This window comes from Streptomyces pyxinae (assembly GCF_024756275.1).
GTDB classification, from domain to species: domain Bacteria; phylum Actinomycetota; class Actinomycetes; order Streptomycetales; family Streptomycetaceae; genus Streptomyces; species Streptomyces pyxinae.
This window is the reverse complement of record NZ_JANUGQ010000005.1, coordinates 229974-251380: the sequence shown is the minus strand read 5'-3', so window position 1 is coordinate 251380 and position 21407 is coordinate 229974. Positions and strand designations below refer to the sequence as shown.

Annotated in this window: 18 protein-coding genes; 5 read left to right on the top strand and 13 right to left on the bottom strand. The window is 73.9% G+C overall.

The annotated features are described in order from the left end of the window. Positions 1–5 precede the first annotated feature (5 nt). From NX801_RS08955 to NX801_RS08930, 6 genes are all read right to left on the bottom strand, one after another. The gene (locus NX801_RS08955; RefSeq protein WP_258786678.1) at positions 6–1073 is read right to left on the bottom strand and encodes an inositol-3-phosphate synthase; all 1068 of its coding nucleotides are present in this window, start codon (positions 1071–1073) and stop codon (positions 6–8) included. A gap of 508 nt (positions 1074–1581) precedes the next feature. Beyond that, positions 1582–2028 carry a type II toxin-antitoxin system RatA family toxin gene (locus tag NX801_RS08950; protein WP_258786677.1) on the bottom strand — a complete coding sequence of 149 codons (447 nt, stop codon included), beginning with the start codon at positions 2026–2028 and terminating at the stop codon, positions 1582–1584. A 39-nt stretch (positions 2029–2067) separates the two neighbouring features. Beyond that, complete coding sequence (locus NX801_RS08945) at positions 2068–3285, bottom strand: acyl-CoA dehydrogenase family protein (protein ID WP_258786676.1); 1218 nt, start codon at positions 3283–3285, stop codon at positions 2068–2070. Between the two features lie 476 nt (positions 3286–3761). Beyond that, complete coding sequence (locus NX801_RS08940; protein WP_258786675.1) at positions 3762–4421, bottom strand: HAD family hydrolase; 660 nt, start codon at positions 4419–4421, stop codon at positions 3762–3764. A gap of 215 nt (positions 4422–4636) precedes the next feature. Further along, entirely contained in the window at positions 4637–5179 is a 543-nt protein-coding gene (locus NX801_RS08935) for a hypothetical protein (protein WP_258786674.1), read from the bottom strand. Next, complete coding sequence (locus NX801_RS08930; protein ID WP_258786673.1) at positions 5176–6219, bottom strand: hypothetical protein; 1044 nt, start codon at positions 6217–6219, stop codon at positions 5176–5178. Before NX801_RS08930 ends, NX801_RS08935 begins: the two co-directional genes overlap by 4 nt. A 368-nt stretch (positions 6220–6587) precedes the next feature. Between NX801_RS08930 and NX801_RS08925 the strand changes: the two genes are divergently transcribed. Then, positions 6588–7934, top strand: a complete 1347-nt coding sequence (locus tag NX801_RS08925; protein ID WP_258786672.1) for an aspartate aminotransferase family protein — start codon at positions 6588–6590, stop codon at positions 7932–7934. 186 nt (positions 7935–8120) lie between these two features. After that, positions 8121–9104, top strand: a complete 984-nt coding sequence (locus NX801_RS08920) for a class I SAM-dependent methyltransferase (RefSeq protein WP_258786671.1) — start codon at positions 8121–8123, stop codon at positions 9102–9104. A gap of 75 nt (positions 9105–9179) precedes the next feature. Here the strand turns inward: NX801_RS08920 and NX801_RS08915 are convergent, their stop codons facing one another. After that, positions 9180–9908, bottom strand: a complete 729-nt coding sequence (locus NX801_RS08915; RefSeq protein WP_258786670.1) for an IclR family transcriptional regulator — start codon at positions 9906–9908, stop codon at positions 9180–9182. A 554-nt stretch (positions 9909–10462) separates the two neighbouring features. Next, positions 10463–10837, bottom strand: coding sequence for a hypothetical protein (locus NX801_RS08910; RefSeq protein WP_258786668.1), 375 nt, complete (start codon positions 10835–10837; stop codon positions 10463–10465). A 536-nt stretch (positions 10838–11373) separates the two neighbouring features. On the opposite strand from NX801_RS08910, the gene rdmE reads away from it, so the two are divergent. Continuing rightward, positions 11374–13038, top strand: coding sequence for an aklavinone 12-hydroxylase RdmE (rdmE, locus tag NX801_RS08905; protein WP_258786667.1), 1665 nt, complete (start codon positions 11374–11376; stop codon positions 13036–13038). A 172-nt stretch (positions 13039–13210) separates the two neighbouring features. Continuing rightward, a complete protein-coding gene (locus NX801_RS08900; RefSeq protein ID WP_258786666.1) occupies positions 13211–13630 on the top strand; it encodes a hypothetical protein in 420 nt (139 codons plus the stop codon). A 137-nt stretch (positions 13631–13767) separates the two neighbouring features. Here the strand turns inward: NX801_RS08900 and NX801_RS08895 are convergent, their stop codons facing one another. Further along, entirely contained in the window at positions 13768–15006 is a 1239-nt protein-coding gene (locus NX801_RS08895) for a cytochrome P450 (protein WP_258786665.1), read from the bottom strand. Positions 15007–15091: 85 nt separating this feature from the next. Between NX801_RS08895 and NX801_RS08890 the strand changes: the two genes are divergently transcribed. Continuing rightward, on the top strand, positions 15092–15634 hold the full coding sequence (locus tag NX801_RS08890) for a hypothetical protein (RefSeq protein WP_258786745.1): 543 nt from the start codon (positions 15092–15094) through the stop codon (positions 15632–15634). Between the two features lie 192 nt (positions 15635–15826). Here the strand turns inward: NX801_RS08890 and NX801_RS08885 are convergent, their stop codons facing one another. From NX801_RS08885 to NX801_RS08870, 4 genes are all read right to left on the bottom strand, one after another. Further along, complete coding sequence (locus tag NX801_RS08885) at positions 15827–17053, bottom strand: cytochrome P450 family protein (protein WP_258786664.1); 1227 nt, start codon at positions 17051–17053, stop codon at positions 15827–15829. Positions 17054–17138: 85 nt separating this feature from the next. Continuing rightward, positions 17139–18263: a terpene synthase family protein gene (locus NX801_RS08880; RefSeq protein ID WP_258786663.1), complete on the bottom strand. Its 1125-nt coding sequence runs from the start codon at positions 18261–18263 to the stop codon at positions 17139–17141. A gap of 21 nt (positions 18264–18284) precedes the next feature. After that, entirely contained in the window at positions 18285–19385 is a 1101-nt protein-coding gene (gene ispG / locus NX801_RS08875; protein ID WP_258786662.1) for a flavodoxin-dependent (E)-4-hydroxy-3-methylbut-2-enyl-diphosphate synthase, read from the bottom strand. A gap of 3 nt (positions 19386–19388) precedes the next feature. Continuing rightward, entirely contained in the window at positions 19389–21407 is a 2019-nt protein-coding gene (locus NX801_RS08870; RefSeq protein ID WP_258786661.1) for a 1-deoxy-D-xylulose-5-phosphate synthase, read from the bottom strand.

Here is a 21407-nt window from a genome sequence, read left to right as displayed (position 1 = left end):
CTGGGTCAGGAGGCGAAGGCCAGGAAGGCGGCCCGCGCCTCGGACTCGGGCAGACCGCGCGGGGGGCTCTTGAAGAGCAGCGGCGAGGGGCCGTCCACCCGTCCCGCGAGCCCCCGGTCGGCGGCCGTCTTCGCTGCCCGGACGGCGTTGGCGATGACCCCGGCGGCGTTGGGGCTGTCCTCCACCGTGAGCTTGATGTCGATCTCCACCTCGGAGCCGAGGACCGAGGTGGCTCTGATGCTGGCGAAGCACAGCTTGGTGTCCCCGAGGTGCCCGATGAAGCCGGTGGGGCCGGCCACTCCCTCGACGTCGGTGGCACCCGCCGCGCGGAGCGCGTTGGCCTTGGAGGCGAACTTGGTGGCCGAGCGGGAGGCGTCCGCCAGATTGAGGAAGTCCGTGTTGCCGCCGACATTGAGCTGGTAGGTCCGGGAGAGCTCCAGACCCCGGCTGAGCAGCAGCTCGATCAGGGCGGTGTGCAGGGTGGTGGCACCGAGGTGGCTGCGCAGGTCGTCCCCGAGCAGCGGCACCCGGGCCTGGGTGAAGCGGCGGGCCAGCTCCTCGTCCCGGGCGATCTCCTCCGGGGTGCAGTTGACCACGGCGGTCCCGGCGGTGAGGGCCGCCTCCGCGAACATCCGGATGGCCCGGGAGGCTCCCGTGGGCAGCGCGATCACCAGCACGTCCGCGTCGTGCTCGACCAGCGCCTTGGCGACCTCCTCCGGGGTGGCCTCGCGCGCCGCCGCCGCGGGGGTCACCACCGAGCCCAGCGGCCCGGCGAGACCGTCGAGCAGCGGCGCCGGGAGGACCGGGGCGTCGCGGTCGGTGCCCAGTGCGGTGAAGCCGGTCGCGGCGATGGCGGGGGCGGTGAACGCCTCCGCGAGCGACCGCCCGACCTTGGCCTCGTCCACGTCGAACGCCGCCACCACCCGTACGTCCGCGAGCCGGTAGCCGCCGACCGTGTGGCACATCAGCCCCGGCAGCCGGGTGTCCGGTTCGGCCTGTGCCTGGGCGACGAACTGGCTGAAGCTCCAGGCGCAGTTCCCGGCGCCGGCGAGCGCCACTCGTATCGGCTTCATGAGGGTTGGTCCTTTCTCGGCGGACACTCGGCGGGCACTCGGTGGCCATGCGGCGGAGACGCGGCGGACGGACGGAGGGCGGATGTACGGGGCTGTGCGGACCGGGCGTACGGACTGTGGCGCGGGCGGATGCACGGGCTGCGCGAACGGGCGGACGGGCTGCGCGGGCGGGCTGTACGGGCTGTGGCGCGGGCGGACCAGGGACGTACACGCGGGCCGCACGGGCGGTGAAAGGGCGAACGGCCGGGCGGAGCCCTCCGGAAACCGGCGGCCGGGAATTTCCGGCGCCGCGACTCCGGCGAGGCGTCGGGGGCCGGGTCGCGCGGCGGCCGGTGCCCCCGCACCCCCCGCCCGGGGGGCGTACATGCCAGGGCACCCATCGGGGCGGCCGGCGGCCCCGGCGGCGTCCGGCCCGGCACTGCGCCGGCGCCCGATCGAGGCCCGCCCGGCACCGGCCCCACGCCCGACCGGCGCCCGCCGCACGGGCCGCGGTCCCGGCGGGCGCGGGTCAGGGCACCGCCGTGATCCGCCGCTCGATGGCGCCCAGCATGTGCTCGGAGTTCTCCCGGAGCGCCTTGGTGGCGACCGGGTTGAGCATGTCGGCCAGCAGCGGGATGCCGATCTCGAAGTCGACCGAGAAGGTGACCACCGAGCTTCCGTCCCCGGCGTCCTCGACCCGCCAGTAACCGGCGAACTCGTCCAGGTCGCCGGAGACCTGGGTGAAGGTCATGACCCGGTTCTCCTCGTCCAGCTCGTCCTCCTCCACCCACTCCAGCACCGAGCCCTTGAGCAGCACCGACCACTCGCTGGTGCGGACGCCGGTCGCGGACTCCCCGATCACGGTGACCGATTCGACGTTCTCCATGTAGGCGGCGTAGTCCTCAAGCCGGGTGACGGCCTGCCAGGCGTCCGCCGCCGGTGCCTTGATCGGCAGATTGACCTCGACATGGGGCATGGCTGGGTCTCTCCTTCGGAAGGGCGCGGGTGGCCGGGTTCAGCCGGCCGGGTCGAAGCTGATCTCGCGCCCCGTACAGAAGGCGCCGACCGCCTCGTCGCAGGTCAGCAGCGACGGCGGATGGTGATGGACAGCGGCCGAGTCCACCAGCAGGGCGGCGGCCCGCTGTCCGCGCCCGTACAGCCGGCTTCCGACGACCGGGGTGACGGCCGACAGCACCCGGTCGCGGGTGTCGCTGAGCGAGGCGCGCAGTCCCACCGAGGCGGCCAGCGCCGCCCGGCCGGCGAGCGCGCCGGACGCCACGTCGGCGCCGAGCTGGCGGCAGGCACCGCCGAGCGCCAGCAGTTCGCGGGTGGCCCGGCCGAGCAGCGCCGTCCTCGGACCGTACGCGCGCGCCGTGGCGACCTGGGCGTACGCCTCGTCCAGCAGCGCGCTGAGCACACCGTGGTACGTGGCGGTCAGCAGCACCGCGAACCACGCCATCCCGGAGATGACGTTCTCGTCGATGACATCGGCGGGGCCCCGGTGGAAGACCAGCCGGTCGTCCAGCTCCACATCGCGGAGGACCAGCCGGGCCGTGTCCGAGTCCGTCATGCCGAGGGAGGGCCACTCCCCCTCCACCGACAGTCCCGGGGAGGCGCGGGGGCAGAGCGCGAGTATGGTCTCGTCGGTGCCGGTGACCCGGGCCGTCAGACAGACCAGGGTCGCCGTGGTGGCGAGCGAGCAGGGGTACTTGACCCCGGTCACCCGGTAGCCCTTGGCCGTCTCCACGGCCTCGGACCGGCTGCTCATGAAGTTGGGGCTGCCGCCCGGTTCGGCGAACGCGGAGGCGACCAGCGCCCCGGAGCCGGCGATGCCCTCCAGCAGCATCCAGCTGGTGTCCCGGTGGCGCTGCCAGTAGTCGGCCATCAGGCCCACCGTGAAGGCGTGCATATTGAGGGCGACGGCCGCCGAGGGGTCGACCAGGCCGAGCGCGCGCTGGGCGCCCGCCATCTCGACCAGCCCCGCTCCGCCGCCGCCGAACTCCTCGGGGATGGGCAGCGCGGCGTAGCCGCCCGCCGCGAGGGACCGGATGCGTTCCGCCCCGGTGGCGCCCGCGCGGGGTGGCTCGGGGCGCAGGACCGTGCTCCACCCGGCGTCCAGCAGCTCCCGGTGGGGGCCGGGGCCCGGGCCGGGCTTGGGGCTCGGGCCGGGGCCGGGGCGCGGGGGCGGTTCGGGAGCGGGGTGTCCGGGGCCGCCCGGGACCGCCGGGGTCATGCCGCCGCCTGCCCGGCAAGGCGCCGGCCGGCCGGGCGGATGGCGGCGCGGAGGCCGTACGGGGATTCCGCCGCGACGGGACGGAGAGCGGGCGGCGGGGGGCCGGCGGCAGCGGAACGCACGTATCGACTCCTTCCGCACAGGGCGGAGCGGTGGCGGCCCTGCGATGGCGGTGGACCCGCGGTCCGTTCGGAACGGCGGGCGGTGCCGGGCAGAACCCTAGGCGAACGCACAGCCGGATTCAGGGCGCGTTTCTTTCTGCGGAACACCGGATGAAGTCCGTGGAACACCCGGATGAGGCGGCGGCTTTCGGAGCGCGGCATTCCCCTCGCGCGGCGGCCCGCCCGGGCCGGCGGCCCCGGTCCGCCGGCCGGCTGCCCAGGGCCGGACCCGTTCCCGCCGACCGGTCGGGGCCGGTGGGCCGCCAAGCCGAACTGCCGTCCTTGGCCCGCGAAGTGGAGCCGGAGCGGCCGTGCTCACCCGACCCGTCGGAGCAGTGTGTGGAGGGCGCTGAGATCGGGTGCGCCGGGATCCACCCGTACGGTGTCCCAGCCGAGCGCCGCGGCGGGCGCGAGGTCGAGTTCCCCGGAGTCGCCGACCATCACCCGCCGGGCGAAGTCGCCCTCCCCGATGAGCCGGAAGGCGCGCGGGTCGGGCTTCTTGGGGCCGCCGTCGGCGGTGAACAGGGCCCGGTCGTACACCTCGGGCACCCCCAGCCCGGCGAGCAGCCGGCGCATCAGCCGGCCCGGCAGGAAGCAGTTGGACATCAGCCGGACGGTGTGGCCGGCTTCGGCGGTACGGCGCATGGCCTCGGCCGCCGGCTCGCAGAGCGCGTACTGGCCCGGGTCCGCGCAGCCGAGCGCGTGCCAGAGCGCCCGCTCCAGATCGGCCCGCTGCCGGGAGAGCCCGCGTTCGCGGAGGGCCGCGTCCAGCAGTTCCAGGGTCGGCGGCTGGAGTGCCAACGGATCGGCCAGGGCGGTGAGTACGGCGGTGAACACCGCGCCCACGACCTCGTCCGCGCACCGCCGGTCCAGCTCCAGCGCTCCGGCCAGTGCCAGGGCGCACTCCCCGGGGCCCGGCAGGGGCCGGGCGGTGACGACCGTGTCGAAGCAGTCGAAGACCACGACGGCGGGCATGGCTGATCCTCTCCGGGCCCTTCCGGGCCTCTCCGGGCTCTCGGGGGCCTCCGGGGCCCTTCCCAGCCTCTCCGGGCCTCTCCGGGCCTCTCCGGTGGCACGTCCGTCGCGTCTCCGGCCGACCGCCCGACCGCCCGCTCCCGGGGCCGGCCGGGCCGCACGGCCCGGCCCCCGGGGCCCCGGGCCCGCCGGTGGTCGTCGCGGCCCGCCGGTGGTCAGTCGGCGCGGCGCTTCCAGGCGTCGGGCAGCAGGTCGGGGAGGCCGGCGCGGCGGAGCAACGGCTCCCAGGTGCGGGCGAATTTGAAGCCCTTCATCAGTCCGCTGCCGGAGCGCACATCGGGCAGCGGTTCGCCGTACCCCAACAGCGCCTCGGTGTCCCGCAGATGGCCGCGCAGCCGCTCCAGCCACTCCTCGCCGCGCTCCCCGGTGGCCTCGCGGCCGGCCGCGGCGAGCAGCATCCCCGCCTCGGTCTCCTCCGCCGGGACGCCCGCGAACGGGTCGAAGGCGGCCTCGTCACGGGCGTAGACGAGTTCGCCCTCGGAGCGCAAGCCGCGTACCGACAGGGAGAGTTGCACCAGGTCGTACGCCATGAGCACGGCGACCTCGGTCTGGCCGGCGGCGACGGCGCCCTCGATGTCCTCCAGGCGGGCCCGGCAGCCGAGCAGCAGCCGGGCCGCGCCATGGGCGCGGAAGACGAGCAGCCGGCGCAGGTCGGAGGGGGCGGGAGCGGCGGTGGTGGGGACTTCGGACGGGGTCACACGGTCACCTCGGGGTCGGGGTGGGCCAGCCCCAGCCACACCAGGTTGTGGGCGAACAGCCGCAGCGGCTCCGCCGGGGGCGGGGTGCCGGCCGGGCCGGACCAGACGATGCCGTCGCCGTCCCCGGGCGGCAGGTCGCGGCCCGGCACCTCCAGGGCGCGCAGCTGCCAGCGGTCCACCACCGTGCGGTCGTCCAGCGGAGCCGTACCCACCCCGGTGGACCAGCGCAGCACCGCGTGCAGCGGTGCGGGGTCACCGGCCAGCCTCTCCACCGCCGCGAGGCCGCGCCGGACGCTCCCGGCGGGGTCGGCCGGCGGGGCGAGTGCCGCGCGGAGCAGCGCCAACCCCTCGGTGTCTCCCAGGTTCTTGAGCTTCTCCCCCACCCACTTGGCCGCGAAGTAGAGTTCACCGCCCGCCGCCGCACGGGCGCTGAGCGCGGCGACCACCGCCTCCCGGGCCCGGACCGCCGCCGCCATGGGCCGGGTGGAGAGCAGCCAGCGGGCGGCCTCCGCCAGCCGGTGCGCCTCCACCGTCCACCACTCCTCCATCACGCCGGCGAGCCAGGGCCGGCGCAGCTCCTGGTGCCAGTCGTCCCAGGGCGGGGTGGCGATCAGCGGCAGCCCCAGTGCCAGTCGGTTGGCGGTGTTGAGGGCGCGGCGGCGGTGGTTCCAGGCGCTCTCGGTGACGGTGGCGAACCGGGGCCAGGGCTCGGCGGTCAGCCCGGCGGTGGCGTCCCGGACCGCGCCGGCCGAGCGGATGTTGACGTCGATGAGCGTGCCGTGCTCATGGGACTGGATGGGGAAGCGGGTGAGCCGGTCGTTCTCCACGAGCACCAGCAGATCGAGGTCGCTGCGGTCGTTGCCGAAGCCGGCGAGGACCGAGCCGGCGGCGACCGCGAGCGCCGGGGCGCCCACTCCCTGGTCGGCCTCGCCGCGTACCGCGTCCACGCTCATCCCGCGCCGGGCCAGGAAGGAGCCGAGACGCCTCTCCAGGAGGTCGGGGCCGGGGAACGCGACGGCACCGGCAGATGTGGTCTCCATGCGGTCGGTGCACCTTTCGGCTGCGGACGGCGGGCGTACCGGTGCCGGCGCGCCGGGGGCTGGCCCGGACCTCGCCGTGGCCATCGCGGTACCGGTGCCGGCGCGCCGGGGCCTGGCCCGGCGGCCGCGCCCTCGCACCCTCCCGCGCGTCAGGTCCCGGATCAACTGCCGTTCCGGCAGCCGGAACACCGCTTCTCAGCGGCGCGGAGGGAGCACTACAACAGCGGAGGAGCACCACGCGGGAGAGCACCGTGCGGGGTGAGCGCAGGGAGCACCGTGCGGGGTCGGCGCCGCGACGGCGTACGACGCCACGGTACGGACGCCCGCGTCCACCCGCCGCGCCGCCGGACCAGGAGAGGACGGCTCCGATGAGCAGGACCGCCGGCCACGGGGCCGCCCGGCGCACACTCGACGCGATCCGCCGGCATCTCTCGCCCCAACTGGCCCTGGTCTTCGGCATGAACGGCATCGGCGCGATCGAGGAGAGCGGCTCGGGGGCCCGGGTGCGGCTCTCCGACGGCCGCAGCGCCCTCGACTTCGGGAGCTATGCGGTGACCCTGCTCGGCCAGCGGCACCCGGCCGTCGTGGCGGCGGTGCGCCGGGAGCTGGACACGCTGCCGGTCTCCACCCGGGTGCTGGGCAATCGCTCGACCGCCGGTCTGGCGGCAGCGCTCGTGGGCTGGGCCGATCCGGAGCGGCTGACCAAGGTCTGGCTGGGGCTGAACGGCTCCGACGCCGTGGAGGCCGCGCTGAAACTGGCCCGCCTCGCCACCGGCCGCACCCGGGTCCTCGCGGTGGAGGGCGCCTATCACGGGAAGTCCCTCGGGGCTCTGGCCGCGACCTGGAACCCCCGCTACCGCCGCTCCCTCACCCCGTTGCTGGGCGGGGTGACCCATCTGCCGCCCGATCCCGCCGCGATCCCCGGGGCCTTCGCGGGCGAGGAGGTGGCCGCCGTCATCGTCGAACCCGTGCAGGGCGAGGGGGGCGTACGGCCGCTGCCGCCGGCCTTTCTGCGGGCCCTCGCCGACGCCGCGCACGCGCACGGGGCCTTTCTGATCGCCGACGAGGTGCAGACCGGGCTGCGCCGCTGCGGGCCCCGGCTGGTCAGCGTCGAGGCCGGGATCCGGCCCGACGCGGTCCTGCTCGGCAAGGCCCTGGGCGGCGGGGTGCAGCCGCTGTCCGCGGTGGTGGCCACTCCGGAGCTGTACGCTCCGGTGGCCGCCGATCCGTTCGTGCACACCACCACGTTCTCCGGACATCCGCTCAGCGCGGCGGCCGGGATCGCGGCGCTGGCGGCGGTGGAGGAACTCGCCCCGCGCGGTGAGCGTCTCGCCAAGCTGCTGGCGGCCGGTCTGGCGGACCTGGCCCGCCGTCATCCGGACCTGATCACGGAGGTGCGCGGACAAGGGCTGCTGTGGGGGCTGGAGTTCGCCGCCCCCGCCGTGGCCGGGCATGTGCTGATGGAGCTCGGCCGCAACGGACTGGTGGTCTCCCCCTGCCTGGGCCGGCCGGAGGCGCTCCGGCTGCTCCCGCCACTGGTGGCCGGCGACGAGGAGGCCGAGGAGGCGCTCGCCGTCCTGGACGCCGTCTGCGCCGCGATGCCCGACGAGTTCCGTCCGCAGGCTCCTCCGGCCTCTCCCGCACCGACTCCCCCGTCCGCTTCCCCCGCCCCTCCCGCACCGGCTCCCCCGCCCGCTTCCCCGCCGGCTCCCTGACCGGGGCCGGCCGGGGCCGTACCGAAACCCGTCCCTACCGATGCCGGGCCGGCCGGGCGCCTGCCGAGACCGGCCCGTACCGAACCCGGTCCGTACCGAAGCCGGGGCCGCGCTGGGCGGAGCCCGTACCGAAACCGGGGCCGCGCCGGGGCGGTCGCCGGAGCCCACTCGACCAGGAGCGTCGCCGTGCCCGCTGCCGACAGCCCCCGCCCTCCCGCACCGGAGGGCACCGAGCCGGAACCGGTGGCCTCCGGGCCCGAGGACCAGCCGGGCGCCCAGTACCGTTACCACCGGGAGTTGTTCCCCGCCCTGCACGACTGGGAGCGCACCGAGCGGTCCATCGTGGCGTTCACCGGTGAGCGGGGGCCCCGGGGGCTGCTCGGTCTCGATCAGATGGGCCATTTCGGGCCGCAGGGCTGCGATCTGGTGGCCGACGCCGTGGTGGCCTGGGCCTCCGGGAGGGACCGCGGTGCCGGGGGTGACGGCGGCGGGGACCCGGTCGACCTGTGCGAGCTGGGCAGTGGGTTCGGCGGTGCGCTGCGGTACACACTGGACCGGCTCACGGATCTCGCGGTGCGGGTACGTCGGGCCTACGGCGTCGAACTCGTCGCCGAGCACTGCGCGGTGAGCCGCCGGATCAGCCGGGCTCAGGGGCGTACCGGCACGCTGGCCGAAATCTGCGCCTCGGCCGCCGCCGTCCCGCTTCCGGACGCCTCCCTGGACGTGGTGGTGGTGACGGGCTCGATGCCGCACTTCCCGGAGCCGGGCGAGGTGCTGCGCGAGGCCGGGCGGCTGCTCCGGCCCGGGGGGCTGCTCGTCCTCACCGAGGAGGTGAGCATGACGCCCGACGGCCGGACCGCCTCCCCGTCCTTCCGCGCGACCCATCCGTACGGGGTCTTCTTCACCACACCGCTCACCGAACGCGAGCGGCAGCTCGCCCTGGCCGGCTTCCAGGACGTGGCCCGCCTCGATCTGACGGAGTGGGCCACCGCGTTGCTCGCGGAGCGCCTGAAGGTGGTGCGGATCTTCCACGGCAGTGTGGCCGGGATCTACGGGACGGCCTCGGCGGACCTCATCCGGGACACCCTCACCGCGGCTCGCGCGGAATACCTGGCCGGGCGGCTGCTGCCCGCCCTGTTCACCGCCCGGCGGAGCGATGGGCACGCGTGAGTCCTGGTGGCGGCTCGGAACACACGGTCCGGGACGGTACGGAACACACGGTCCGCCGGGGGCACCGGCCGGCGCTCAGCGCACGGACGCCAATTCGGGTGTCCGCTGGAGTGCCCGGGAGACGGCGGCGCAGGCGGCACGCAGATGTGAGGCGGCCTTGACCGCCTGAAGGCGCCCCTGCGGGCCGGCGACGGCGAGGGCCCCGGCCGCCGTGTGCGACGCGGTCAGCACGGGGGCCGCTATCCCGACCGTGCCGCCGGGGCTGCGGACGATCGCGAACCCCTGGTGCCGCACCCGGGCCGGGTCACCGGGCCCCGGGCGCCCGGTGGTCGCGGGGAGTACCGGCCGCCCGCTGTAGGCGTGCAGGATCCTGGTCGCGGCCTGGGCCGAGGCGAGGCCCTCCTCCCGGGCGCCCGGTTCGGTACCGGAGCCGTACACCCGGCGTACCGCGTCGACCAGGGCGGCGTCGGGGCCCAGGGCGTCGGAGATGTAGACGAACGCGCTGCCCCGGGTGAGATGGTGCAGTTGTTCCGCGTAGGGGAAGGCCAGGTCACGAAGTTTGAGCTGACGGGGAACACGGGCGCCGAGCATGAATAACGCGACGCCGAGCCGCAGCCCCTTCTCACCCCGTTCCAGGACGCCTTCGCGGACGAGTTCCGTGACGATCCGGTGGGCGGTCGCCTTCGGCATGTCGGCTCTGCGCGCCAATTCGGAGAGCGGCAGCTCCAGCTCGCCGGGACGGAAACAGCGCAGAATGCTGAGGCCACGGGCGAGCATGGAGCGAGAGCTTTTCTGGACGGACAAGCACATCACCTCCGAGGGGCTCGGGGCCCCAGGGGTCAGAGGAAGCGCGGACCGTGCGGTACCGGTCGTCAGCGGCCGGCCGTGCCGATGGCCGGGCCGTGCCGCGCCGGGCGTGCGGCGGTGCTCTCCCGGCACCCCCGTGGGACATCGCCCGCGCATGCGCCGACCCGCCGGGCGGGCCCGGACGTGAGTGCTGCCGTCCCCGTCGGGTCCCCCGTCCACCACCGGCACAGTCGGCACCGGACGACCCGTGGACAAATGAGTGAGTCGCGGCGGCAACTGGCAATGCAACAGAGGGAGAACTGTAACAGCAGAATTATTTGACCATGGAAGACGGCCACAGAAATCCGGCCATCCCCGACTCCCGGCCGGGTAAATGTTTGGAACGACGAGCGCCCTCTCCATCCGGTAATGAATGGAGAGGGCGCTCTCTGGTCGGATCCGGGGCGGGTCCTGTTCGGGTCCCGGGCGGGCCGGGGGCCGGCGGGGTCAGGGGATCATGAATAACCAGCCACATTCCGGAGGGGACGTCTCCGCCCCGTCCGCCGTCCGTCTCAGCACTCGCCGCGCCAGACCACCTTGGTGAAGGTGACCCCCGGGGCGAAGTCCAGCTTGTAGTCCCCGGGACCGGGGTTGTAGTGCAGGCACTGCTCCCAGGTTCCGCCGTTGTACGTCCAGGTGAGCTGGATGTGGTCCGCGTTCGGATACGGGATGCCGTTGTTGAAGACCGACTGGCCGGAAACGCCGCCGGTCCAGTTGTCGGTGACCTTGAGGACGACCGCGCCGGTCTGGCCCTCGCCCGCGTAGACGCAGAAGTTCTCCTTGGGGCAGCCGGAGGGGTCGGGCTCGGCTGAGGCGGTGGGGGCCAGGACGGTGCCGACCGCGACGAGGGCGGAGACGGTGGCGGCGGCAAGTGTGGTGGTGCGCACGGGGTGCTCCTTGAGGCGAGTGCGGGAAGGCGGCGGACGAACAGCGGCGCGGGGCACGCGGGACGGAAGGGACGCGGGAGAGGCAAGGCAACGGACGGCACGGACGGCACGGGCCGCGCGACCCGGGGCTGTCGGGGACCGTTCTACCGGCGGGTCTCGAACGGAGGCGAGACTTCCGGAGTGCGGATCTCGCCAAGTTGGCTCAGGACCGCCTGTCCTTCCGCCGCAGCCCGCCCCGGGAACCGGACCGCGGCGGCGGCCCAACCTCCCGTCGAGGGTTGGCCACTTCCCGCCCGCGTAAAAGCGCCACTTCGGGGCTCACCCCCCTCGGTGCGCATCGACACCACCGGCACCCGGCGCCACCAGTTCGACGCGCTGCGCCGGTCGCCGTCCTCGCCGGGGGGCGGCGACCGGCGGAGCCATGTCCGGGCACACGTGCGGGGGCACGCGGGCGGGGCCCGCGCACGCGCTCCGGGCGGGGGTTTGCGAGGCTGGGTCCGCACGGTGAACCGGTTCGGCGGAGCAGGAAGGTGCGGATGGTGGAGTCCGAGGTGGATGTACTGGTGGTCGGCGGCGCCCTGGGGGGCCTGTCCACCGCGATGTTTCTCGCCCAGCGGGGCGTACGGGTGCTGCTGGCCGAACGGCACGGGACGACCTCCCTTCACCGGAAGGCGGCCGGGCTGAACCCGCGCACCATGGAGCTGCTGCGGATCGGCGGCGTGCTCGGACGAATACGCGAGGCGGCCGACGACCGGGGTGACCGGGGCTCCCGGGGAGACTTCGGCATCAAGGTGGCGGAGACGGTCGGCGGCCCGGTCCTGCGCAGCGTCGCGGAGGGGCTCGACGACATCGTGCGGGAGACCGAGCAGTGCAGCCCCCAGCGCTGGACGCCGGCCGGCCAGGACCGGATCGAGCCCGTGCTGCGGAAACAGGCGGAGGCGTACGGCGCGACGATCCGGTTCGGGACCGAGCTGGTCTCCTTCGAACATTCGGACGACGCCGGCGTGACCGCCCGGCTGCGCGACCTCGAGGACGGCGCCGAGCACACCGTACGGGCCCGCTATCTGGTGGCCGCCGACGGGCCGCGCAGCACGATCCGGGAGAGCCTCGGTGTCACCCGGCACGGCCATGGCTCCCTGGCCCACTTCATGACGATCGTCTTCGACGCGGATCTGTCAACCGTGCTGCCGCCCGGGGCCGCGGGCTGGTACTACCTGCGGAACCCGGCCTTCAGCGGCACCTTCGGTCCGGCCGGCCGGCCCGGCAGGTACAGCCTCTACGTCCGGTACGCACCCGAACAGGGAGAGTCGGCCGAGGACTTCACCCCCCAGCGGTGCCTGGAGCTGATCCGGCTGGCGGTGAACGCGCCGGACCTCCGGGCCGAGTTGGTCGAGACCCAGCCGTGGGAGATGGCCGCGCGCATCGCGGACCGCTGGCGGGTGGGCCGGGTACTGCTGGTCGGCGACGCGGCCAAGGTGATGCCGCCGACCGGCGGGATGGGCGGCAACACCGCGATCGGGGACGGGTTCGACGTGGCCTGGAAGCTGGCCGCGGTGCTCAGGGGCGAGGCGGGCGAGGCCCTGCTGGACAGCTACGCCGAGGAACGGTCGGGGATCGCCCGTCTGGTCAGCGGCGAGGCGCTGAGCCTCTACGCCGACCGCATGGCCCCCCAACTGGCCGACAGCGTCCCGGAGAAGCTCGGCAACGCCCGGGTGCTCCTGGGCTTCCGCTACCGCTCCGGGGCCGTGGCCGAGCCGGACGACATCGCCGCCGCTTCCGATACGGGCTCCGGCGCCGGCGTGGGCTCCGGCGACGAGCTCACCGAGGACCCGCTGCGTCCCAGCGGTCGCGCCGGCTTCCGCGCGCCGCACGGCTGGGTGGAGCGGGACGGTGGTGAACGGCGGTCCGTGCTCGACCTGTTCGGCGACGGCTGGGTCCTTCTCGCCGCGCCCGGCGGCGCACGGTGGTCCGCCGCCGCGACCCGGGCGGCCCGGGAACTCGGCGTACCGCTCGACGCCCACACCCTCGGGGACGGCCTGGTGGACACCGACGCCGTCCTGGCCTCCCGCTACGGCATCGGCGCGGCGGGGGCGAGCCTGGTCCGCCCGGACGGAGTCGTGGCCTGGCGGACCGCCGACGCACCGTCCGACGGGGCCGCCGGCACCCTGCGTTCCGTGCTGACCCGGGTGCTCGCCCGCTGAACCACGGGCGGCCGGTGCGGACATTCCAAATCGCGGGCATTTCACCGGAACCGGCCACCCGGCTGACCAAAAAGGCGGGTTGACGACCCGAATGGAACAAGGCCACTCTTCCACCGGGAGTGGCCGTCCCGCGACTCCTGGATCACCCACATTCCATGACCCGGGAGGGCATATGTCCGAGGAATCTGCCAAGGTCGCGCTGAAACTGAGCGGGCACGTCACCGGAACGCGCGTACTGGAACAGCGCAACGGCCACGACATCGTTGAAATATCCTATGCCGCGGACGGCACGTTCGACGGGCACCAAGTCGAGGCCTTATTCACCTATGAGGCGGAAGCGATTTCCGCCGACTCCTTCGTCGGCACGGGGAAGGGCATCCTGCGGGCGACCGGGGGCGAGGGGACGGCCTCCGTCAAGGCCACCGGGGCCGCGCGGCGCGAGGCCGGCGCGACCAAGCTGGTGTGGCGCGTCCATGGCGCCGTCCAGAGCACCTCGCCCGCGTTCGCCGACTGGCACGGCCGCCTGATCGACCTGACCATCCAGGTCGACGACGATCAGAAGATCACCCTGCGCGGGGTGAAGTGGGCGTAGGGGGGCGGAAACCTCCCGGCCGGTGCGGGGGCCACAGGGGCCCGCACCGGCCGGGAGGCCCTCGCTCGCCCCGAGGGGCAGCGGAATTGCGGCAACGGCGCCGCGTCATGCCCGGGGCCCGGGAAACCCGGTGTGATTCAGGCACCCGAGGAGAGAGGATGCGGCACGACCGGGAGGCTCGTAAAACCATTGATGACCATGGAGGGAATCAATGGAGGTTCACTCTCCGGGTCGGCCAGTGTCATGTCGGGCAGGGCCGTCATAACGGCCCGCAATACCGTGACCGCCTCCAGCCGCCCGAGCGAGGAGCCGGGGCAGTGATGGACACCGTGACCGAATGCCACATGACTTTTGACCGGGCGACTCGGCTGGAATTCATTCGGGCCCTCCGCGTGTACGGCGGGGTCGCGGCCGGCCACGGCGTACATGAAACTGATGACTTCCCCCTTGCGGATGACCGCCCCGGTGTCCAGCCGGATGTCCTCCCGCGCGTACCGGAAGGGGAGCTGGGACAGCGGCCCCTGGAGGCGCAGGGTCTCCTCGACGACGTCCTCATAGTCGACGCGGCCGGCCAGCAGGTCCCGGACGGCCGCGCGGTCCCGCAGCAGATGGAAGAAGGCGGCCGTGATCAGATTGACCGTGGTCTCGTAGCCCGCGCCGATGACCCCGAAGAGGGTGTCCCGCTGGGCGTCTTCCGGAAGGGGCGGCCGGCCGTCGGGGGGCCGTACCACGGCCGTGGAGAGATCATCGGCCGGATTGGCCAGCTTGTAGGCGCGCAGCTCGTCCATGCGGACGCGCAACCGGGCGATGTCCTCGGCCACTTGGGCGGGCGGGCGCTCGGTGAGGTCGACCATGGCGTCGATGGCTTCGAGCAGCGGCCCCCGGAGATGATCCGGGACGCCCAGCAGGTCGCAGATCACCGCGGCGGGCAGCGGACGAGCGATCTTCTGCCGCAGATCGGCCACCTCCCCGGGGGCGGTGGCGGCCAGTTCCCCGGTGAGCCGGTCGGCCTCCCGCCGGACGGCGGACTCCATCGCCTGGACCCGGCGGTGGGTGAAGGGGCCGGAGAGCCGGGCTCGTTCGGCCCGGTGCTCCTCCCCGTACAGATTGCTCACATCGTTGATCCGGGCGAGCGCGACCATGGGGTTGGTGCTGGTGCGGAGTTCCTCGGGCCCGTGATTGCGCAAGTCGCGGGAGACCCGCGGATCGACGGCCAGCTCCTTGATCAGGTCATGGGAGAGGATCAGCCAGCCGAGCACACCGCCCGCCTCGGCCTTGACGACCGGGCTCTGCCTGCGGAGCCGGTCGATCTGGTCCCGGATCTCCTCCGCCGTCCCGGTCAGGACGGGGTGCCCATGTGCACCTGTTGTGATCATCTGTCGGTCCTCCTGGAGTGTGTCGGGCCGGTGGCCACGGCCCACGGCCCTCGCTCAGGGTGTTCCCTCCGGGCCCGGCTCGGCGGTGGCCGTGGCGGTGGCGGTGGCGGTGGCGGTGGCGGTGGCGGTGGCGGTGGCGGTGGGGATGACGGTGGGAGTGGCACCGGACGGGGACGGAGCGGTGGGGGGCGGGGCGGACGGCGACGGAGCACAGCAGCCCTCCACCGGTGCGACGGGGCACGGAGAGGCGGTGGCGGTGGCGGTGGGGAGTGTGGTCGGCGGCGGTGTGCCCGGCGGCGTACTGACCGGTGGAGTGGTGGCCGGGGGGACGATGGTCGGGAGGGGTGAGGGTGACGCCCCGGAGGGAGCCGTCTCCCGTCTCTCGCCCGGCGCCGGTGCGGGGCAGTCGGTGGGACGGGGGCGCGGGGTGGGGACGGGCGCGGAGGCCGGCGGTGTGGAAGGGGTGGCGGACACCGTGACGCGTACCACCGTGGTGGGGGTGGGCGGCGGCCCGGGCACGGCGGTGAGCGGCGGTGGCTGCGGAGTCGGCCCCGGGACGGTCACGGTGGTGAGCGGTGGCCCGGGTGGCAGGGTGATGGAGAGGGTCGTACCGGGGGCGGGGTGCTGAAGACGGAACGTCAGGGCCCCCAGCAGGCCGACCGCCGCGGTGGCCAGGGCGGCGAGGAGTTGACCGGGACTCATGGCTCCCCTTTCCGGGAGAGGGCGGCGCCCGGTGGGCGGCGATGGCCGGGCCGGGCGGTCGGCGTGGCACGGTGCCGGGGTGGGTTCCGGACCCGCCGGAACCCACCGCGGCGACCGGTCAGCGCCCGGGGCGCATGATCATCGGCAGCGACCGGTGGCCGTTGAAGATCAGTGACGGCAGCAGCGTCAGTTCCTCCACGGGGACCGCGAGCCGCGCGTCCGGGAAGGCCTCGAAGAACTGGGCGAGCGTACTGGCCGTCTGGAGGCGGCCGAGGGCGGAGCCGAGGCAGAAGTGGACGCCGTGTCCGAAGGCCACATGCTCCTTGACGGGCCGGGTGATGTCGAAGGTGTCGGCGTCCTGGTGCCACACCGGGTGGCGGTTGGCGGCGGCGTAGGAGGCGAGGATGGCCTCGCCCTGGGCGATCACCTGCCCGTCGGGCAGGGGGATGTCGTGGACGGCGTACCGCATCGGCATGTGCCGGAAGGGCGGCTCGCAGCGCAGTGCCTCCTCCACCAGGTCGCTGATGGTGGCGCGGCCGGACCTGAGGTGGTCGAGCTGTTCGGGGTGGGTGAGACAGAGGACGATGGTCTGCTCGATGAGGTTGACGGTGGTCTCGGTGCCCGCGGCGATCACCAGCATCAGGGTGTCCCGCAGTTCTGTCTCGGTGAGCGCGCTGCCGTCGCCCTCGGTGTCCCGGGCGGCGATGAGCTGGGAGGTGAGGTCGTCGCCGGGGGTGACGCGTTTGACCGCGATGAGCTCTTCGAGCATGGCGATGAGATGCGCGCCGTCGGCCATCACCTGCTCGAGGGTGTCGGTGCTGCCGAAGGCGCTGTAGATGGCCTGGCCGAAGGCGTGGCCCTGGTCGGGGGGAACGCCCATGAGGTGGCTGATCACGGAGACCGGCAGCGGGGAGGCCAGTTCGGTGCGCACATCGACCACTTCGCCGGCCGGCCTTTCGGCGAGGCGGGCGATGAGTCCGGCGGCGAGGCCGTCCACCGTGGGTTTGAGGGCCTGGATACGACGGGCCGTGAAGGCGGGGGCGACCAGGCGGCGCAGCCGGGCGCGGGTCTCGCCGTAGGTGGTGAACATGTTCTCCACCGCGACCCAGAGGATCAGCGGCCAGGTCTTGAGGGCCTCGTCGTACTCGGACCAGTGCAGCCGGGCGTCCCGGGACACATCCGGGTTGGCCAGTAACTCCTTGAGCAGATAGGGGTGGTTGACCGACCAGACGGTGACGCCGAGCATGTCCACCTTGACGGCGGGGCCGATGGCGCGCAGTTGCTTGTGCTCGGCGTCCGGGTCGGTGGCGTTCGGGTCCAGGACGAAAACGTCGGGGGCGGGCACGGGCGGACTCCTTCGGGCGGAGGGCGGAGGGCGGAGGGTGGAAAGCGGATACGGGAGAGAGAGCCGGGCACCGGGCTTCGCCGGGTCAGGCCGGCCGGTCGAGCAGCTCCCACCACCAGGCGAGCGGGGCGGGAAGGCCGGCGCCCGGGTGTCTCCGGTCCGGTGCGATGTCATGGAGGGCGTGGGCCGGGCGGCGGGCGGGGTCTGCCGGACGGAGGGCGGGGTCCTCGGCCCCTCCGTGCCGGGGGACGTCGAGAACCGTGGTGTAGCGGGGCAGGAAGCGCTGCCACTCGTAGGTGCCCCGGACGAGATGGGCCAGTTGGTCGGTGTAGCGGAGCATGCTCTCCGAGCCGTGCTCACGGAGGCGGTCGCGCATGGTGACGAAGAAGGTCATGACGCACTCCAGCAGGGCGCACGCCTGGTCCACGGCGTCCTGGGCCGGGCAGCCGCGCCGGGCGGCGACGAGATGGACGAGGTTGGACTCCAGACACCCCTGGTGGTGCTCATGGGCGTACGAGGCGAGATCGGTGGGGACGGTCAGCAGGATTCCGGCGGCCTGGGTGACGGCCCGGACCTCGGGCCGGATCCGGTCCCGGGCGGGAAGCACGGTCCCCTCCGCCACCTCGATCATATGGACGGAGAGGATGTCCGCTCCGTCCCCGGGGCGGATGAGCACATGATCCTCCACGCTCCGCAGCGAGCCGGCGGCCCGGTCGCTGACCCCGCACATGGCGCCGACCGCCCACTGGTAGTGGGCCAGCGCGCACAACTGGGCCAGCTGGGGGTCGGCCAGCGCGTCGATCCTGCGGATCATGTCGGCGAGCGCGGAGGCGAAGGCGTCGAACGCCGGGTCGCCGGTCCTGGCGGTGGCGGGGTAGAGGGCGCGGGCCATCATCCGGGCGGTCAGCGGGTTGAAGGTGCCGGGCCGGACGGAGTGCGGACCGGTGTCACAGTAGTAGTCGTCGAAGAGCAGCGCCCACACCAGCCAGTCGGCGAGCAGCTGGACGCCCTCCTCGGATCCGTCCGGCGCCCAGACGCACGCGAGGAAACCGGTGTCGGTGGCGGCGGCCCGCCGGAGGGACCGCTCGTCCAGGCCGTGGCGCTCCAGCCAGGCGCGCGAGCGTTCCTGGAAGACCTTCTCGCCCTCCCTGACCCGCAGTTCGAGGGGGCACCAGAGAGGCGGTAGGGCGATGTGGTCGTCGGTCTGCATGTGTGTGCTCCCGTCGCTTCGTCACTCGAACATCGCGAGTGCCTCGTCCAGCAGGGTCTCGACGATGCGGCTCTCCGGCACCGTGCGCAGCACCTCTCCCTTGCGGAAGATCTGCCCCTTGCCGTTGCCGCAGGAGACGCCCAGGTCGGCGTCCCGGGACTCCCCCGGGCCATTGACGACGCAGCCCATGACGGCGATGCGCAGCGGATGGGGGAACCCGTCGAAGGCGGCCTCGACCCGGGTGGCGAGGCGGTGGATGTCGACCTGGAGGCGACCGCAGCCGGGGCAGGAGACGATCTCCAGTTTGCGGGGGCGCAGACCGAGCGACTGGAGGATGTGGCACCCGGCCTTGACCTGTTCGGCGGGCGGACCGGAGAGCGAGACCCGGATGGTGTCGCCGATGCCCTCGGACAGCAGGATGCCGAAGGCGACGGCGGACTTGATGGAGCCCTGCAGCGGGGTGCCGGCCTCGGTGACGCCCAGATGGAGGGGGTAGTCGCACCGGGCGGCGAGCAGCCGGTAGGCGTCCACCACGGTACGCGGATCGTGGTGCTTCACGGCGATCTTGAGGTCGGTGAAACCGTGCTCCTCGAACAGGGAGCACTCCCACAGCGCGGATTCGACCAGGGCCTGGGCGGTGGCGGCACCGTGTTTCGCCATGAGCCGGGGGTCGAGGGAGCCCGCGTTGACGCCGATGCGGATGGGGACGTTCGCCGCCCGGGCGGCGCCGGCGATCTCCTTGACCTTGTCGTCGAACCGTCTGATGTTGCCAGGGTTGACCCGGACGGCCGCGCAGCCCGCGTCGATGGCCTGGAAGACGTAACGCGGCTGGAAGTGGACGTCCGCGACGACCGGGATGGGCGACTTGGCGGTGAGGACCGGCAGGGCGTCCGCGTCGTCCTGGGAGGGGACCGCGACCCGGATGATGTCACAGCCGGCGGCGGTCGCCTCCGCGATCTGGCGGAGGGTGGCGTCGGTGTCGGTGGTCGGTGTGGTGGTCATGGTCTGTACGGAGACGGGGGCGTCACCGCCCACGGGTACGGTGCCGACGTGGATCTGCCGGGAGCGGCGCCGGGGTGCGCGGCCGGGCGGCGCCGGCGCGGGTAAGTCGGAGACGGCCATGGATCACCTCGGGGCGCGGAGGGCGGGGTGGGCGAGGACGGAGCGGATGATGCCGCCGGTGTCGAGGCCGGCCTCCGCCAGGATGCCGGCCCGGGTGCCATGGGCCAGGAACCGTCCGGGCAGGGCGAGGGCGAGCGCGGGGGTGCGGCGGTGGGTGGCGGCGAGCCGCTGGGTGACGGCGGCGCCGAATCCCCCGCTGCGGGTGTTGTCCTCGATCGTGACGACCAGGCGGTGCCGGTCCGCCAGTTCGAGCAGCTCGTCCGGTACCGGCAGCAGCCAGCGGGGGTCGGCCACCGTCACACCGATGCCCCGGGCGGTCAGGGCGCGGGCGGCGCCGAGCGCCTGACGGGCCAGCGGTCCGGTGGGGACGAGCAGGACCCGGGGGGTGGCGGCGGTGTGCAGCAGGTCCAGCGTCCCGTGGCGCCGGCGACGGGGCAGCGGGGCGCCGGGGTTCCCCTTGGGGAAGCGGAGAACGGTGGGGCCGCTGTCGTCGGCGGTGGCCTCGGCCAGCAGCAGGCGCAGCTGCTCGGCGTCCCGGGGGGCGGCCAGCCGCAGGCCGGGTACGGCGCCCAGCAGGCTGAGGTCCCACATGCCGTGATGGGACGGTCCGTCCGGGCCGGTGACACCGGCGCGGTCCAGCACGAAGGTGACGGGCAGGCCGTGGAGCGCCACGTCCATCAGGAGCTGGTCGAAGGCGCGGCCGAGGAAGGTCGCGTACACGGCGACGACCGGATGGAGCCCGGCCAGGGCCAGCCCGGCGGCGGAGGCCACGGCATGCTGCTCGGCGATGCCCACGTCGAAGCAGCGCTGGGGGAAGCGGCGGGCGAAGGCGGTGAGACCGGTGGGTCCGGGCATGGCCGCCGTGATGGCGACGAGCCTTTCGCGCCGGGCGGCCAGCGCGCACAGGGCGGTGGAGAACTCCTCGGTCCACGTCGGTTCCGGCACGGCGGCGGGCGGCGCGTCGGGGTCCGGCAGCACCCCCACGGCGTGCATGCACTCGGCCAGATCCCGCTCGGCCGGCGGATACCCCTTTCCCTTCACGGTGACCACGTGCACCACCACCGGACGGCGGGTGGCGCGGGCGGCCCGCAGGGCGTCCTCGACGGCCAGGGTGTCGTGCCCGTCGACGGGGCCGAGATAGGTCAGCCCGAGCAGTTCGAACAGATTCCTCGGGGACGCGGGCGGAGACATGGCCGGACAAGGAGGGGGAGAGGGGGGCGGAGACGCGGCCGGAGAAGGAGGGGGAGAGGGGGGCGGTGAGGCGGACTGAGACGAAGAGGAGGGGGACTGCGGCGGAGACGGGGATGGAGAGGGAGGAGAGGCGGACGGGCCCGGAGCCAGGGACGGGTCCGGGGCCGGCTCCTGGTCCGGAGACGGGGCGGGCCACCGGGGGCCGTCGCGGCGCAGCCGGCTCAGATGACCGGCCAGCGCTCCGACGGTCGGCGCGTAGGAACGGGAGTTGTCGTTGAGCACGATGACGACCGGGCGCTCGGGGGCGGCGGCGATGTTGTTGAGAGCCTCGAACGCCAGGCCGCCGGTGAGCGCCCCGTCGCCGATGACGGCGACGACGGCCCGGTCGCCGTGGCCGGTGAGCCGGCGCGCCTTGGCGAGGCCGTCGGCGTAGGAGAGGGCGGTGGAGGCGTGCGAGTTCTCGATGACGTCATGGGCGGACTCCGCGCGCCGGGGGTATCCGGAGAGCCCGCCGGGCCGGCGAAGCCCGTCGAAGTCCCGGGCCCGGCCGGTGAGGATCTTGTGGACGTACGTTTGGTGGCCGGTGTCGAACAGCAGGGTGTCATGGGGGCCGGCGAAGACCCGGTGCAGGGCCAGGGTCAGTTCCACCATGCCCAGGTTGGGGCCCAGATGCCCACCGACCGCTCCCACCTTGTCGATCAGGAAGGCACGGATGCGGCCGGCGAGCCGCTCCAGTTCCGCGCTGTCCAGGTCCGCGAGGCCGCCGGTGCCCAAAGCGTCGAGAGTGTCGAGCAGCGGCTGATGGCAGTCGGCCCGCACGGGGGCACTCAT

Coding starts and splice junctions, on each gene's coding strand:
- NX801_RS08955 (WP_258786678.1), bottom strand. CDS start 1,073: ATGAAGCCGATACGAGTGGCGCTCGCCGGCGCCGGGAACTGCGCCTGG.
- NX801_RS08950 (WP_258786677.1), bottom strand. CDS start 2,028: ATGCCCCATGTCGAGGTCAATCTGCCGATCAAGGCACCGGCGGCGGAC.
- NX801_RS08945 (WP_258786676.1), bottom strand. CDS start 3,285: ATGACCCCGGCGGTCCCGGGCGGCCCCGGACACCCCGCTCCCGAACCG.
- NX801_RS08940 (WP_258786675.1), bottom strand. CDS start 4,421: ATGCCCGCCGTCGTGGTCTTCGACTGCTTCGACACGGTCGTCACCGCC.
- NX801_RS08930 (WP_258786673.1), bottom strand. CDS start 6,219: ATGGAGACCACATCTGCCGGTGCCGTCGCGTTCCCCGGCCCCGACCTC.
- NX801_RS08925 (WP_258786672.1), top strand. CDS start 6,588: ATGAGCAGGACCGCCGGCCACGGGGCCGCCCGGCGCACACTCGACGCG.
- rdmE (WP_258786667.1), top strand. CDS start 11,374: ATGGTGGAGTCCGAGGTGGATGTACTGGTGGTCGGCGGCGCCCTGGGG.
- NX801_RS08900 (WP_258786666.1), top strand. CDS start 13,211: ATGTCCGAGGAATCTGCCAAGGTCGCGCTGAAACTGAGCGGGCACGTC.
- NX801_RS08895 (WP_258786665.1), bottom strand. CDS start 15,006: ATGATCACAACAGGTGCACATGGGCACCCCGTCCTGACCGGGACGGCG.
- NX801_RS08880 (WP_258786663.1), bottom strand. CDS start 18,263: ATGCAGACCGACGACCACATCGCCCTACCGCCTCTCTGGTGCCCCCTC.
- ispG (WP_258786662.1), bottom strand. CDS start 19,385: ATGGCCGTCTCCGACTTACCCGCGCCGGCGCCGCCCGGCCGCGCACCC.
- NX801_RS08870 (WP_258786661.1), bottom strand. CDS start 21,407: ATGAGTGCCCCCGTGCGGGCCGACTGCCATCAGCCGCTGCTCGACACT.